Genomic DNA, 13672 nt, shown 5'->3' with positions numbered 1-13672 from the left:
CAGCCCGGCAGCCCCGGCGCGATCGCGGGCCTGCGGGAGGGCGACCTGGTCGTCACGGTCGGCGGCCAGCCGGTTACCGACGCGCAGGATCTGCAGCGCAGGCTGTTCACCCACGTCCCCGGCGGAGCGCTGGCCATCACCACCTACCGCAACGGCGCCATGGTGGACGTGATCGCCCGGCCAGCGCTGCTGCGCGAGGGCTGAGGAGGGCGTTGTCAGTCGTACCGCGTACCTTGGACGACGATGAAGAGCTATCCCGAATGGGTGTCGCAACTCACCAGCAGCGACCTGGAGCGGCGGTTCGGCGCCGGGACGCTGGGGCGTGCCGCCGAGTACCAGCGGCAGGCCCGGGTGAGCCAGATCCAGAGCGTCGACACCCTGGTGATGGCGACGGTCCGGGGTTCGGGATTCCGCACGTACCACACTGTGGTGAACTGCCCCGACGGGCCGGGCTCGCTGCAGTCGACCTGCAGTTGCCCGGTCGGGGTGAACTGCAAGCACGGCGCCGCGGTGATCCTGCAGATGCAGGCGGTGCAGCGGCGGCGCGCCCAGCCGCGCTGGCAGCAGGCACTCAACCCGATCCTGACCGACGACCCCGCCAGCACCCCGGACAAGGCCCCGCTGGCGTTGCAGGTCAACCACTCCCGGCTCGGCTACTGGTGCCGTCCGATGCGGCCGGGAGCGCGCGGGAACTGGATCAAGACCGGGGCCAGCTGGTCGGAGGTGCGCACCTCGCCGGCCCGCTTCGCAGACGCGCAGCGGGAGGCGCTGGTCGACCTGTACGAGGCGCAACGCTTCAGCGACTTCGGCTACTACAGCCGCTCCGACGACTCGCTGCGGTTCTCGGCGCTGCTGCCCGACATGTGGCGGGTGCTGCGGACGGCGCTGCTGGCCGGCGTCCCGCTGGTGGCCGGGAACGACGAGCGGGGTCGGCCGCTGCCCCAACCGGCGCTGCTGGACGACCCGGCCGTCCCGTTGATCACCATCGAGTCCGCGGCCGGCGGCCTGCGGGTGCAGAAAGTGCTGGTCAGCGGCCCTGGCCGCACCCAGTTGCCGCCCGGCGCAGAGCTGATCGGCTCGCCCGCCCACGGCCTGGCCGTCCGCACCGACGACCGGCTGCTGTTCGGCCCGCTCGACCAGCCGCTGACCCGCAACGAGCACCGGCTGTTCACCGAGTCCGACCGGCTGGAGGTGCCCGCCGACGAGGTCGAGCTGTTCGCGCTGGGCTACCTGCCCCGGCTGCGGCAGCGCTTCGAGGTGCAGGTGGCCGACGACGTCGTGCTGCCCGAACCCTCACCACCCACCCTGCTCTGCGACGTCACGTTCCAGCCGGCATCGGCCAGGGTGGCCTGGTCGTTCCGCTACGAACTGGCCGGCCGCAGCGCCGAGGTCGGATTCGCGCCGGCCAGTTCCGACCCGCCGATCCGTGACCACCGGGCCGAGGCCGAGCTGGTGGCCAGCCTGCCGGACGGGGCGGGGCGCGCCGCCATCAGCCTGCTGACCGGGCGCGAGCTGTTCGACTTCGTCGAGCGCGTCCTGCCGCTGCTGGCCGAGCACCCGAACGTCGAGGTCCGGTCGAACGAGGCTGCCCCGTCCTACCGGGAGGCCGCCGAACCACCGCGGATCGAGCTGACCGTCACCGACGCACCGTCCGGCGACTGGTTCAACCTGGACGTGCTGGTCAGCGTCGGGGACGAACCGGTGCCGTTCGCGCCCCTGTTCAGTGCGCTGTCGCTCGGGCAGGACTGGTTGCTGCTCGAGTCGGGCACCTGGTTCAGCCTCGACCGTCCCGAACTCGACCAGCTCCGCACCCTCATCGACGAGGCCCGGCTGCTGGTCGACCACGAGAACCAGACCTTCCAGCTGCGGCCAGAGCACGCCGGCCTGTGGGACGAACTGGTGCGGCTGGGTGTGGTGGCCGAGCAGTCCGCCGCCTGGCGGCGCTCGGTCGGAGCGCTGCTCGACCTGACCGAGCTGCCCGACACGACCGTCCCGGCCGGGCTGCGCGCCGAGTTGCGTCCCTACCAGCGAACCGGGTTCGGCTGGCTGAGCTTCCTGTCCCGGGCCGGGCTGGGCGGCATCCTCGCCGACGAGATGGGCCTGGGCAAGACGCTGCAGGCGCTCGCCCTCGCGCAGTCCCAACTTGAGGCGGGCGAGCTGCGGCGTCCGATGCTGGTGGTGGCGCCCACCAGCGTGCTCGGCACCTGGGCCGGCGAGGCCGTCCGGTTCACCCCCGACCTGGAGGTGGTGACGATCACCCAGACCATGGCCCGCCGCGGCCGGCCGCTGGCCGAGGCGGTCGCCGGGGCCAACCTCGTCCTCACCTCGTACACGCTGCTGCGGCTGGAGGCGGAGGACTACCAGCGGATCGAGTGGTCGACGGTGCTGCTGGACGAGGCCCAGTTCGTCAAGAACCACGCGTCGAAGGCCTACCAGGCTGTGCGCCGGCTGCCCGCCCGGCACAAGATGGCCCTGACCGGCACCCCGCTGGAGAACAACCTGATGGACCTGTGGTCGCTGCTGTCGATCACCGCGCCCGGGCTGTTCCCCGACCCGAAGGTGTTCACCGAGCTGTACCGCCGACCGATCGAATCGGGGGACGCCGAGCGGCTCGCCCGGCTGCAGCGGCTGACCCGGCCGCTGATGCTGCGCCGCACCAAGGATGCGGTCGCCACCGAACTGCCGGCCAAGCAGGAACAGATCGTGCCGGTGGAGCTGACGGCGTCCCACCGCCGGCTCTACGATCGGCACCTGGCCCGGGAGCGGCAGAAGGTGCTCGGCCTGATCGGCGACCTGCAACGCAACCGGATCACCATCCTGCGCTCGCTGACCGTGCTGCGCCAGCTCAGCCTGTCACCGCGGCTGGTCGACCAGGGCTACCCGGTGGTGTCGGCGAAGATCGACACGCTGCTGGACCTGCTGGCGGAGGTGATCGACGGCGGGCACCGGGCGCTGGTGTTCAGCCAGTTCACCGGCTTCCTGGCGCTGGTGCGGCAGCGACTGGACGCCGCGCACATCGGTTACAGCTACCTGGACGGCCGCACCCGCAACCGGGCCGAGCGGATTGATGCCTTCCGGGCCGGGGACGACCCGGTCTTCCTGATCTCGCTGAAGGCCGGCGGCTTCGGGTTGACGCTCACCGAGGCCGACTACGTCTTCATCCTCGACCCGTGGTGGAACCCAGCCGCGGAGAGCCAGGCCATCGACCGGACCCACCGGATAGGGCAGGACAAGCCGGTCAACATCTATCGGCTGGTCAGCGCCGACACCATCGAGGAGAAGGTGGTCGCGCTGCAGCAACGCAAGCGCGACCTGTTCGACCAGGTGGTGGGTTCGGCGTCCGATCTGGCGGCCCCGCCGCTGGGCGTGGCCGAGATCAAGGCCCTACTGGAGGCTGATTGACTCGCCGAGAGCGAACACCCACGGGAACAGATGAACGTTTCAGTTATTCCTACCGTGGCCGTCACTTGTCCTGGGGACGCTGACAGCGCCCGATACGAGGCCGTATGGGCGGGTAAACCCCCTAGTCCTCCCCGGCTGCGGAGGCTAGGATGACGTCACTCGAGCGCGAGCTCGGGCCACCGCGTCCCAGGGGGGGATGACGCGTGGCGCGTAGGGGGGTCCAACGTGCACAAAAACAGTTCAAGCGTGCAATTAAAGGGGGGAATTCGGGACCGATTCCGCAAGGGCACGCACAGCTACTCCATTTTCCCGGCACGCCAGGCGCTGCCTGCCCAAGGGGCTACCGGCTCCTTCCGTTCGGTCAGCCGGAAGTATGTCCTGTCGCTGGTCGTCATGGACTTGGTCATCGGGCTGATCTCGTTCGCGGTGATCGTCCAGGTCATCGATCGCCTGCTGTTGCCCGGCGACGTGTTCTCGTACCTCGCTGCGCTGCTGGCAGCCGGAGCCTGGCCACTGCTGATCGCGGCCACCGGCGGTTATCGGCGCCGCCGCATCGGTGTGGGCACCGGCGAACTGCGGTCGGTGTTCAGGGCCGGTCCCGCCCTGCTCGCCCTGAGTGTCTATCCCGCTGCCATGCTGAGCCAGTGGAGCCTGCTGACCGTGGTAGCCCTGACGGCTCCGCTGTGCGTGACGGTGTCGACGCTCGGCCGCTTCGTTGCCCGCGACCGACTGCACAGGCTGCAGAAGCGGGGGGTGGGTATGCGCCGCACCCTGGCGGTCGGCTCCCCGGACGCCGTGGCCGCGCTTAGGGACGCGGTGGCTCGCGAACCCTTCAGCGGGATGACAGTGATCGCCGCCTGCCTGCCCGTCGGCACCGAGCCCGACGGACTCGGTATCCCGGTGGTGGGTGGTCTGAACGACGTCCGAGCGGTGGTCATGCACGGCGGCTATGAGGCGGTTGCGGTCACCGGCGGGGAGTACCTGCGCGAGTCCTACCTGCGCCGGCTCGCGTGGTCGCTTGAGGACGTCGACGTCGAGCTGTTGGTGGCACCCGGGCTGGCCGAGGTGGTGCACAGCCGGCTGGACATCAAGCCAGTGGTCGGGATGCCATTGCTGGAGGTGGAGCAGCCGAAGTTCACCGGCTGGCAGCACACCATCAAGCGGGCTTTGGACATCGTCCTCACCCTCACCGGTCTGATCGTGCTCAGCCCGCTGCTGCTGGTGGTGGCGCTGGCGGTCAAGCTTCAGGACGGCGGTCCGGTCTTCTTCAGGCAGACCCGCATCGGGCGAAACGGAGAGCCGTTCGAGTTGCTCAAGTTCCGGTCGATGGTGGTGGACGCCGAGGCGCGCAAGGCCGCCCTGCTGGACCGCAACGAGGGCCACGGCGGGCTGTTCAAGCTGCGCGAAGACCCCCGCATCACGCCATTCGGCCAGTTCATCCGCGACTGGTCGATCGACGAGCTGCCGCAACTGTTCAACGTGCTGGAGGGTTCGATGTCGCTGGTCGGGCCCCGGCCGCACCTGTCCCACGAGCTAGCCGAGATGCCGGTGGACGCCAATCGTCGCGCCCTGGTGACGCCGGGTCTGACCGGGCTGTGGCAGATCAGCGGCCGCTCCGACCTGCCCGGCAACGAAGGCGTGCGACTGGATCTGCGTTACGTCGAGAACTGGTCCATCACCTTGGACCTGCTGATCATCTGGAAGACCTTCCGGGCGGTGCTCACCAGATCTGGGGCCCACTGAGGGGGGATCGCCGCCGTGGGTGGCTGGGCTGGGGGGCCTGGCCACCCACGACGGCTCAGCCACAGTACGCTGCCAAGGTTCAGCGATCACGTCCCACCTTGGACCCCCGGTCGCTGGTGCGCTGGGGGCGCGCCAATCAACCCGCCATTGCCGCAATCGCTACCGCTGTCGCATGCCCCTGCGCGTGGGACAGCGAAACCGTGATCCCGGTGACGGACCGGGCCGCCGCGAGTTCTTCCACCTTGCCGGACAGCCGGACCACCGGCGCCCCGGTTGGACCGTGGCGGATCTCGATGTCACGCCACGGCACCGGGCCGGTCCATTGCCAGGCCAGCGCCTTGGCTACGGCCTCCTTCGCGGCCAGCCGGGCAGCGTAGTGGGCAGCCGGCCGAGCCTTGCCCGAGCAGTAGGCCCGCTCCTCCGGGGTGAACCAGCGCGCCAGGAACACCTGATCACCGACCGCGATCAGGCGTTCCAGACGAGCGATATCGACTATGTCGGTGCCCAGTCCGATGCCCACCGTCAGGCCGCCGGGGCCTCGGCGCCAACCAGGGCCAGGAACCGGTCGGCGGCAGTGACCGAACCGGCCGCGTTCAGGTGGCCCGAGTCGGCGGCGTTCTGCGGGGCCAGCGCCAGGTGTTGACGGCCGTCGCTGGACACGATCGCGACGGTACCGTCCGGGGCGGTGGCCTCGATGACCGCCAGGTCGAGCAGCCGGCCATCGCCGTACTCAGCGCGCATCAGGGCGTTGTACTGCTCGCGTGCGGCGTTGTCGTTCGGGCGGCCGATGACCTCCTTGACCCGCCACTTCAGGTCGGTCGGCTCGGTCTTCACCGGTGTGGTGACGTGCACGAACCGGACCTCAGGGAAGTCGCGCTCCAGGTCGGCCAGGGTTCGACGATAGGTCTCGAAGAGGGCATCGACGTCGGTCTCGCCGGTGATGTCGAGGTAGCAGAACTTCAGCAACGCCACTTCCACCTGATCGGCCAGCCCGGCCCGCAGGCGCGAGTCGAAGTCAGCCAGCTTGCCGTACGGGTCGCCGTTCTCACCGATGTAGGCGTGGGCCAGCACTGGCTCGCTCCCGCCCTCGGGCAGCGCGGCGCCCGCACCGAGATCGACGATCTCCGGTGCCGGCAGCTGGGCCGCGGCGTACACTTCGGGCACCCCGCTGAGTACGTTCTTGCCAACCGACTGGTGGGCGAAGAAGATGCGCCGCCCGGCCGCCGCCACCAGCTGGTCGTCGGTCGCCGGCGGATTGTCCAGTGGTTCATTCGCCATCGGTGTCCCCTGCCGCGACGCCAGCATCAACAGCGCACCGCCCCCCACTCCGGCGACCACGGCCAGGACCGCCAGGGCAACCACGATTGTTCTTGCTCTCACCTTTCGAGCCCTCCCCCCAGAAAGCAATCATCCTTGTGATGAGCATTTGCCGGGAGTCTAGACGGCGTCAGGCTGCTGGACCAGAGCCCGCAGTTGGGTCTTCGACACCTTGCCGTTGTCGTTCAGGGGCAGGGCGCCGACCAGGCGGATGGTCCGCGGCAGCATGTGCTTGGCCAGGTGCGCCCTCAGGTGGGCGGCGATCTCGTCCTCGGTCACCGACGCCCCGGGCCGCGGCACCGCGAGCAGCACGATGGCCTCCCCGGCGTCTGGGTCGGGAACGCCGACCGCCGCCGCCGCAACCAGGCTGTTGAGCCGCAGCGCCGCCCCCTCCACCTCCTGGCTTGAGACCCGGTTGCCCCACGACTTGATGAAGTCAGCCAACCGATCGACGATGAAGATGAAGCCGTCGGCGTCGACGACGGCGAGATCACCGGTCCGCAACCGTCCGCCGGCGAACTTCTCCCGGGTGGCGTCGGGATCGTTCAGGTAGCCAGGTGAGATGTTCTCGCCGACGGCGACAATCTCGCCGGTGACGCCCGGCGGGACCGGGCTGTCCTGTTCGTCCACCACGGTCAACTGGACCCCCGGGATCCCCCGACCGATTGAGCCGAGCTTGGTGCCGAGCAGGGCCGGCGGCAGGTAGGACAGCCGGGCGGTCGCCTCGGTCTGGCCGTACATGACGAAGACCCGGGCGTGCGGCTGCGCCGCCACCAGTTCCTCGATCAGCACCGGCGGCAGCTTGCCGCCCGCCTGCTGGAGATGCCGCAGTGAGCCCAGCCGACGGGACGCGAAGCTGGACGCCCGCAACAGCAACTGGTAGGTCGACGGCACACCGGCCAGCCCGGTGCACTGCTCGCGGTCGATCATCTCCAGCGCGGTCTCGGGGAAGGTGAACGTGTTGCACAGGGCGACGCTGCCGCCCACCCGAAGGTGGGTGTGCAGCAGGGAGGCGCCGTAGCAGTAGAAGAACGGCAGCACCACCAGCATCCGGTCGTCGCTTGCCAGACCCAGGTACTCGACGATGGACGCGGTGTTCGCCCGCAGGTTGCGGTTGGTAATGCGCACCGCCTTCGGGCTGGCGGTGGTGCCGGAGGTGAACATCAGGGCCGCTTCGTCGTCCAGGCCCACACTGGACGTCGGCCACGGCGGCACCGGCCCGTCGGCGGCGGTCACCTCGTTGAGCCGAGGGCGGTCGCCGAAGGCCGCGGCGTAGTCGCGTTCGTTGCGGCGGTCCATCAGGACCGCGTCGCAGCCGGCCCAGTCGGCCAGCCGGGTCGCCTCGGCCGGTGGCAGCTTGGTGGAGAACGGCACCGCGACGTAGCGATGCAGCGCGGCCAGATAGGCGGCGACCCAGAACGCCGAGTTCTCGGCCAGGATCGCCACCCGCGATCCGGGAGCGACACCACGGGCGTCCAGCGCGGCCAGCAGGCGGGCGACGTGGTCGCGCAGTTCACCGTAGGTGACCACTCGCTTGGCCTCCACGATCGCGACCGCGTCCGGTGCCCCTGCCGCCAGGAGGTGATCGGTGGTGGATTCCAGTCGCGTCATCGTGCCCCCTCAGTCACTCGCCGGTACCCCTACGGGTTGTTGCCAAGGTGCGTTCTGGATGGACCAATAGGAGTCATGATAAGGGTGTACGCTCCGGCATGCATGCCCCCGTCGTCTGGGAGGACATATGGAACAGCAGGTCCGCGATCGCATCATGGACTTCATCGTCGACAACTTCCTGTTCGGTGATGCCACGGGGGCCCCCGACGACGACGAGTCGTTGCTGGAAAGCGGAATCCTGGACTCCACCGGAATCCTGGAACTGATCCAGTTCCTCGAATCGGACTTCGGGATCGAGGTGGCCGACTCCGAAACGGTGCCCGACAACCTCGGCTCGGTCGCCAACCTGACGCGTTACGTCCTGGCGCGGAGTGCCGATGCCCAGCCCATCGGCTAGCGCCGCCCGCCAGCCGGACCACATCGACCAGGTGCTGGACGAGTTCTACGCCCTGCCAAGAAACTCCGAGGATGCGGTGCTGGACGCCGTCGCGACCGCTATCTTCGTCGAGGACGCCTTCGGCGTCACGTTGTCGGACGCCGAGATCGACCCCGCCCACCTGGCCGACCGGACCGCGGTGCGGGCCACCCTACGGCAGCACCTGCCCGGCTGATGTGCGGCATCTGCGGCGTCTACACCGGCGGGCCGGCACCGGACGTCGACCTGCTGCTGCGGATGGTCGGACGCCTCAGGCATCGGGGACCGGACGGCAGCGGCTACCTGCGCGACGCCGGCGTCGGGCTCGGCCACGCCCGGCTGGCCATCATCGACACCGCCGGCGGCGCCCAACCGCTGTCCAACGAGGACGGCAGCCTGTGGGTCAGCTTCAACGGCGAGATCTTCAACTACCTCGAGCTGCGCGAGGAGCTGCTGGCGTGCGGGCACCGGTTCGCCACCGCCAGCGACACCGAGGTGATCGTGCACGCCTGGGAGCAGTGGGGTGAGCAGGCGTTCAGCCGCTTCAACGGGCAATGGGCGCTGGCGTTGTGGGACCGGACGCAGCGCCGGCTCATCCTGTCCCGCGACCGGCTGGGTGTGCGGCCGCTGTACTACCGGCGCGACGGCGAGCGGTTGGTCTTCGCCTCCGAGGTCAAGGCGCTGTTCGCCGACCCGACGGTGTCACGCGAGATCGACCCGATCGGGCTGGACGAGACCTTCACCTACTGGTCGACCGTCGCACCCCGGACGCCGTTCGCCGGCGTCCAGCAACTCCAACCCGGGCACGTCGCCGTCGTGGACGCCGGCGGCTTCCGGACCCACCCGTACTGGACGATCGATTTCCCGCTCCGCGGCGAGGAGCCCGGCCAGGACGTCCGCGCCAACGCTGAGGCACTGCGGGAGCGGCTGGTGGAGGCCACCCGGCTGCGGTTCGTCCGCAGCGACGTGCCGGTCGGGGCATACCTGTCCGGCGGCATCGACTCATCGGTGACCGCGGCCATCGTCACCCGTTACACCGACGCCCCGCTGGACACCTTCTCGCTGCGGTTCGACGACCAGGAGTTCGACGAGGGCCGCTACCAGCAGCTGATGGCCAGCCGGTTGGGCACCCGGCACCACGAGGTGGTGGTTTCTCCGCGGCAGATCGCCGAGGTCTTTCCCGACGTCGTCCGGCATGCCGAGGCGCCTGTGCTGAGGGCCGCCCCGGCCCCGCTGTTCCTGCTGTCGCGGCTGGTCCGGCAGCACGGCTACCGGGTGGTGGTCACCGGTGAGGGTGCCGACGAAGTGCTCGGTGGCTACGACATCTACCGGGAGGCCCGGGTTCGGCAGTTCTGGGCCCGCGACCCGTCCTCGGCCGTTCGCGACCGGGCGGCCGAGCTGCTGTACCCGTGGATGGTCCGCTCACCCGGCCAGGCGCCGGCGTTCGCCCGCGGCTTCTTCGGCCAGCACCTGGACGCCACCGACCCGGCGCTGTCGCACCGCCCGCGCTGGCAGTCCACCACCGCGCTCAAGACCATGCTCACCCAGGACGCCCGCGCCGCGGCCACCGCCAGCCGCGCCCCCGACGACCTGCTCGCCCGGATGCCCGGGCACAGCGCTGGTTGGGACACGCTGGGCCGCGCCCAATGGCTGGAGATGACCACCCTGCTGCCCGGCTACATCCTGGCCTCGCAGGGCGACCGGATGTTGATGGCCAATTCGGTCGAAGGCCGCTTCCCGTTTCTCGACCACACCGTGGTCGAGTTCGCCAACGCGCTGCCGGCCCGGCACAAGCTGCTGGGTTTGGAGGAGAAGTACTTGCTGAAACGCGCCTTCGCCGATGTCCTGCCGCCGCAGATCGTGCAGCGCCCGAAGCAGCCCTACCGCGCCCCCGACGCCGCCAGCTTCTGCGCACCGGACGCTCCCGACTGGATCGGCGAGCTCACCTCGCCGGCCGCCGTGGCGTCCGCCGGGCTGTTCGAGCCACGCATGGTGCAGGGCCTGTTCACCAAGGCTCGCCGCAACGCTGGCCGCGAACTGGGCAACACCGACAACATGCGGGTGCTGGCGGTGCTGTCCACCCAATTGCTGCACCACCTGTTCATCGCCGGTGACGGCGGGCAGCCCGCCGACGCACCCAGCACGCCACTGACCGCCATTGATCTGACCATGGAAGGACAGTCATGACCCTCACCCAGCCGGCCTTCAGCGCCGCCACGCTGCAGATCGACGCCGAACAGGAGACCGCGCGGATCAGCGCGTCCCTGACCGAGTACCTCGTCAGGACGCGCCGCCGCGGCGCCGTGGTGGCCCTGTCGGGCGGCATCGACTCCAGCGTGGTAGCGGCACTGTGCGTCCGGGCGTTGGGCCCCGACCGGGTCTTCGGGCTGCACATGCCCGAGAAGGAGTCCTCGGACGACACCCTGGACTTCAGCCGGCAGGTGTCGGACGCGCTGGGCTTCGACTCGGTGCTGGAGGAGATCTCGCCGATCCTGGAGGCGGCCGGCTGCTACCGGCGGCGTGACGACGCGATCCGCCTGGCGGTACCCGAGTACGGGGCCGGTTACCGGTCCAAGATCGTGCTGCCCAGCGTGGTGGACTCGGACTCGTTCCGGCTCTACTCGATCGTGGTGCAGCACCCGGACGGCAGCACCACCCGGCACCGGCTGACTCCCGAGGCGTACCTGGGGATCGTGGCAGCGACCAACTTCAAGCAGCGGGTGCGCAAGATGCTGGAGTACTACCACGCCGACCGGCTCAACTACATAGTCACCGGGACGCCGAACCGGCTCGAGTACGACCAGGGTTTCTTTGTGAAGCTGGGCGACGGGGCCGCCGACGTCAAGCCGATCGCCCACTTGTACAAGTCGCAGGTCTACCAGTTGGCCGAGTACCTGGGCGTGCCGGCAGACGTGCGGAACCGACCGTCCACCACCGACACCTACTCGATGCCTCAATCGCAGGAGGAGTTCTACTTCTCGTTGCCGCACCAGCGGCTGGACCTGTGCCTGCACGGCAAGAACAAGGACGTGCCGATCGAACAGGTCGCCGAGGCTGCCGGACTGACCGTCGAGCAGGTGGAGCGGGTCTACCGCGACATCGACCAGAAGCGGTCGACCACCCGCTACCTGCACCTGCCGCCGGTGCTGGCCGCCGAGGTGGCCCAGATCAGCCACGACCTGCGATGAGATGGTGAACCAGCCCGACCCGGAGCCCGAACTCAACGGCCCTGACAACCCACTGGGCCGCAGCGTACTACGGGGCGGGTCGGTGCTGGCTGCCGGGACGCTGATCGAGCGGCTGGCCCGGTTCGGCCGCAACATGGTGCTGACCCGGATAATCGCACCCGACCAGTTCGGCCTGATGGCGATCGTGCTGGCCACCATCGGGCTGTTCGAGGCCATCACCGAGGTCGGGGTCAGCCAGGCGGTCATCCAGAACAAGCGCGGGCACCTGCCCGAATTCCTCAACGTCGCCTGGTGGATCAACACCGTCCGCGGCCTGGCGATCTTCGCGGTCGCCGCGCCGCTGAGCCCGCTGATCGCCGGCTTCTACTCCCAGCCGCCGCTCACGCCGATCCTCATCGTCGCGTTCAGCTCGCTGATCTTCACCGGGATGACAAGCCCCAAGGTGTACGCGCTGCAACGCCAGTTCCGGTTCGGCGAAAGCGTGGCGATCACCCAGGGTGCCGGGCTGCTGGGCACAGTGCTGACCCTGGTCCTCGGTGTGCTGTGGCAGAACGTCTGGGCGCTGGTGGTCGGCACCGTCTTCGAGGCGTTCATGCGGTTCGTGCTGTCGTTCGTGCTCTGCCCGATCCGGCCATCGTTCCGGATCGACAAGCAGTCGCGACGCGACCTGTTCGCGTTCATGAAGGGCATGCTTGGGCTGGCGTTCATGACCTTCCTGGTCTCGCAGGCAGACATCTTCGTGCTGGGCCGAGTGGTCAGCACCCGGGTGCTCGGGCTGTACTCGATGGCGGTGACGCTGGCCATGTTCCCGCAGTCACTGTTCGCCAAGATCGTCCAGCCGCTGGTGGTGCCGATCCTGACCGCATTCCAGGACTCCGACGACCAGATGCGCGCCGCTTACCTGCGGCTGGAGCGGCTGGTCTGGCTGTTCGGGTTGCCGATGGCGGCGACCATGATGGTGGCCGCGGCGCCGCTGCTCACGGTGGTCTATGGGCGGCCCTACGCGGCCGTCGCCGTCCCGTTCGGGATCATCGCGATCTACTCGGTGGTCTACATGGCGTCGATGGTCAGCTTCTCGGTTTATCTGGCGATGGCCCGCCCCGAACTGCAGCGCAGTTTCACCCTGCTGCGTGGCCTGTTGCTGGTCGCGGCCATCTACCCACTGGCGGTAGCGTTCGGGCCGGTCGGTGCCGCTTCGGCGATGTTGGGTGCGCTGGCGCTGGCGATGCTGCTCCAGATCCACAACCTCAAGCGCATCATCGGGCTGGGTTACGTCGAATACCTGGGCACCCTGCGGGCCGGGGTGGTGGCTGGGTTGGCCACCGCTGCACTGACCTGGCTGGTTGGCCTGCTGGACATTCCCCTGCTGGCCGGGGCCGCGCTGGCTGGGCTGGTGTTGCTGGCGGTGTGGGGCGTCCTGCTCTTCCGCGAGCGGGCGGGCTTCCGGGCGCTGCGGGCCGGGAAGTAGCCGAGGATTCCGGTTCAGGCACGCGCATCCACCGTTTCCACGGTTCAACGGCCGATTGCCGCGGTTGAGCGTGCCGAAACCGGGAATTCTGTCCGGCATGCGCCCCGGTGCTGGCGACTGCAAGCTCAAGGCCCGATCTCGGGCCACCGACGATGGGGCCACGGACGCTCAGCGAGCTGGCTCGCCGGAGTCGTCGAAGACATTGGTGTCGTCCCAGATGCTGTTCTCCAGGTTCCCGGCGACGCCGTAGACGAAGTCGAGCCCGAACCGGTTCCCTCGGTACACCGCACTGTCGACCTCTCCGCGACCACCACCGTTGATGGTGAAGTTGCCACCGTTCATCAGGTTGTCCTCAACCAGCAGGTTGGAGATCGGATCGTCGCCGACCAGCGAACCGATCTGCAGCGCGGCGTTCATCGGGTCGTCGGTGGACGCCACGTAGATCTGCAGGTTGTTGCCCCGCAGGGTGATGTCATCACCGCGTCGGATCTGGATCGAGTCGTGGTGCCCGCCCTCGTGCCGGGCAAG

Annotated in this window: 12 protein-coding genes; 8 read left to right on the top strand and 4 right to left on the bottom strand. The window is 69.2% G+C overall.

What is annotated here, in order from left to right; genetic code table 11:
- The 3 genes from WBL05_RS09495 to WBL05_RS09485 form a co-directional block, all read left to right on the top strand.
- Positions 1-204, top strand: a 204-nt coding sequence (locus WBL05_RS09495) for a PDZ domain-containing protein (protein WP_424225464.1), incomplete at its 5' end; no start/stop codon positions are given.
- A gap of 39 nt (positions 205-243) precedes the next feature.
- Positions 244-3402 carry an SNF2-related protein gene (locus WBL05_RS09490; RefSeq protein WP_424225463.1) on the top strand — a complete coding sequence of 1053 codons (3159 nt, stop codon included), beginning with the start codon at positions 244-246 and terminating at the stop codon, positions 3400-3402.
- A 393-nt stretch (positions 3403-3795) separates the two neighbouring features.
- Positions 3796-5145: a sugar transferase gene (locus WBL05_RS09485; RefSeq protein ID WP_424225461.1), complete on the top strand. Its 1350-nt coding sequence runs from the start codon at positions 3796-3798 to the stop codon at positions 5143-5145.
- 136 nt (positions 5146-5281) lie between these two features.
- Here WBL05_RS09485 and acpS read toward each other — a convergent pair whose 3' ends face one another.
- Genes acpS through WBL05_RS09470 form a run of 3 tightly spaced genes read right to left on the bottom strand, consistent with a single transcriptional unit; the run spans position 5282 to position 8073 of the window.
- Complete coding sequence (gene acpS / locus WBL05_RS09480) at positions 5282-5665, bottom strand: holo-ACP synthase (RefSeq protein ID WP_424225459.1); 384 nt, start codon at positions 5663-5665, stop codon at positions 5282-5284.
- 2 nt (positions 5666-5667) lie between these two features.
- Complete coding sequence (locus tag WBL05_RS09475; protein ID WP_424225457.1) at positions 5668-6525, bottom strand: hypothetical protein; 858 nt, start codon at positions 6523-6525, stop codon at positions 5668-5670.
- Positions 6526-6582: 57 nt separating this feature from the next.
- Positions 6583-8073 (bottom strand): class I adenylate-forming enzyme family protein, encoded by a 1491-nt coding sequence (locus WBL05_RS09470; protein ID WP_424225456.1) that lies wholly within the window; start codon positions 8071-8073, stop codon positions 6583-6585.
- Positions 8074-8200: 127 nt separating this feature from the next.
- Between WBL05_RS09470 and WBL05_RS09465 the strand changes: the two genes are divergently transcribed.
- Genes WBL05_RS09465 through WBL05_RS09445 form a run of 5 tightly spaced genes read left to right on the top strand, consistent with a single transcriptional unit; the run spans position 8201 to position 13144 of the window.
- Positions 8201-8470: an acyl carrier protein gene (locus tag WBL05_RS09465; protein ID WP_424225455.1), complete on the top strand. Its 270-nt coding sequence runs from the start codon at positions 8201-8203 to the stop codon at positions 8468-8470.
- The gene (locus WBL05_RS09460; RefSeq protein WP_424225454.1) at positions 8451-8684 is read left to right on the top strand and encodes a hypothetical protein; all 234 of its coding nucleotides are present in this window, start codon (positions 8451-8453) and stop codon (positions 8682-8684) included. The genes WBL05_RS09465 and WBL05_RS09460 overlap by 20 nt, the downstream gene beginning before the upstream one ends.
- Positions 8684-10675, top strand: coding sequence for an asparagine synthase (glutamine-hydrolyzing) (gene asnB / locus WBL05_RS09455; RefSeq protein WP_424225452.1), 1992 nt, complete (start codon positions 8684-8686; stop codon positions 10673-10675). Before WBL05_RS09460 ends, asnB begins: the two co-directional genes overlap by 1 nt.
- Entirely contained in the window at positions 10672-11676 is a 1005-nt protein-coding gene (nadE, locus tag WBL05_RS09450) for an NAD(+) synthase (protein WP_424225450.1), read from the top strand. Before asnB ends, nadE begins: the two co-directional genes overlap by 4 nt.
- Positions 11677-11680: 4 nt before the next feature.
- Positions 11681-13144: an oligosaccharide flippase family protein gene (locus WBL05_RS09445; protein WP_424225449.1), complete on the top strand. Its 1464-nt coding sequence runs from the start codon at positions 11681-11683 to the stop codon at positions 13142-13144.
- Between the two features lie 168 nt (positions 13145-13312).
- Here WBL05_RS09445 and WBL05_RS09440 read toward each other — a convergent pair.
- A partial coding sequence (locus WBL05_RS09440; protein WP_424225448.1) for a hypothetical protein occupies positions 13313-13672 on the bottom strand: 360 nt, incomplete at its 5' end.

Origin of the sequence: Brooklawnia sp., assembly GCF_049651565.1 — a bacterium.
In the GTDB taxonomy this organism is placed as follows: Bacteria; Actinomycetota; Actinomycetes; order Propionibacteriales; family Propionibacteriaceae; genus Brooklawnia.
The sequence above is the reverse complement of the archived record's forward strand: the minus strand, read 5'-3'. Positions and strand labels throughout refer to the sequence as shown.

Excerpts from the sequence above, each read along its gene's own strand:
- WBL05_RS09490 (WP_424225463.1), top strand. The coding sequence starts at position 244 with ATGAAGAGCTATCCCGAATGGGTGTCGCAACTCACCAGCAGCGACCTG.
- asnB (WP_424225452.1), top strand. The coding sequence starts at position 8,684 with ATGTGCGGCATCTGCGGCGTCTACACCGGCGGGCCGGCACCGGACGTC.
- nadE (WP_424225450.1), top strand. The coding sequence starts at position 10,672 with ATGACCCTCACCCAGCCGGCCTTCAGCGCCGCCACGCTGCAGATCGAC.
- WBL05_RS09470 (WP_424225456.1), bottom strand. The coding sequence starts at position 8,073 with ATGACGCGACTGGAATCCACCACCGATCACCTCCTGGCGGCAGGGGCA.
- WBL05_RS09485 (WP_424225461.1), top strand. The coding sequence starts at position 3,796 with ATGGACTTGGTCATCGGGCTGATCTCGTTCGCGGTGATCGTCCAGGTC.
- WBL05_RS09460 (WP_424225454.1), top strand. The coding sequence starts at position 8,451 with ATGCCCAGCCCATCGGCTAGCGCCGCCCGCCAGCCGGACCACATCGAC.
- WBL05_RS09465 (WP_424225455.1), top strand. The coding sequence starts at position 8,201 with ATGGAACAGCAGGTCCGCGATCGCATCATGGACTTCATCGTCGACAAC.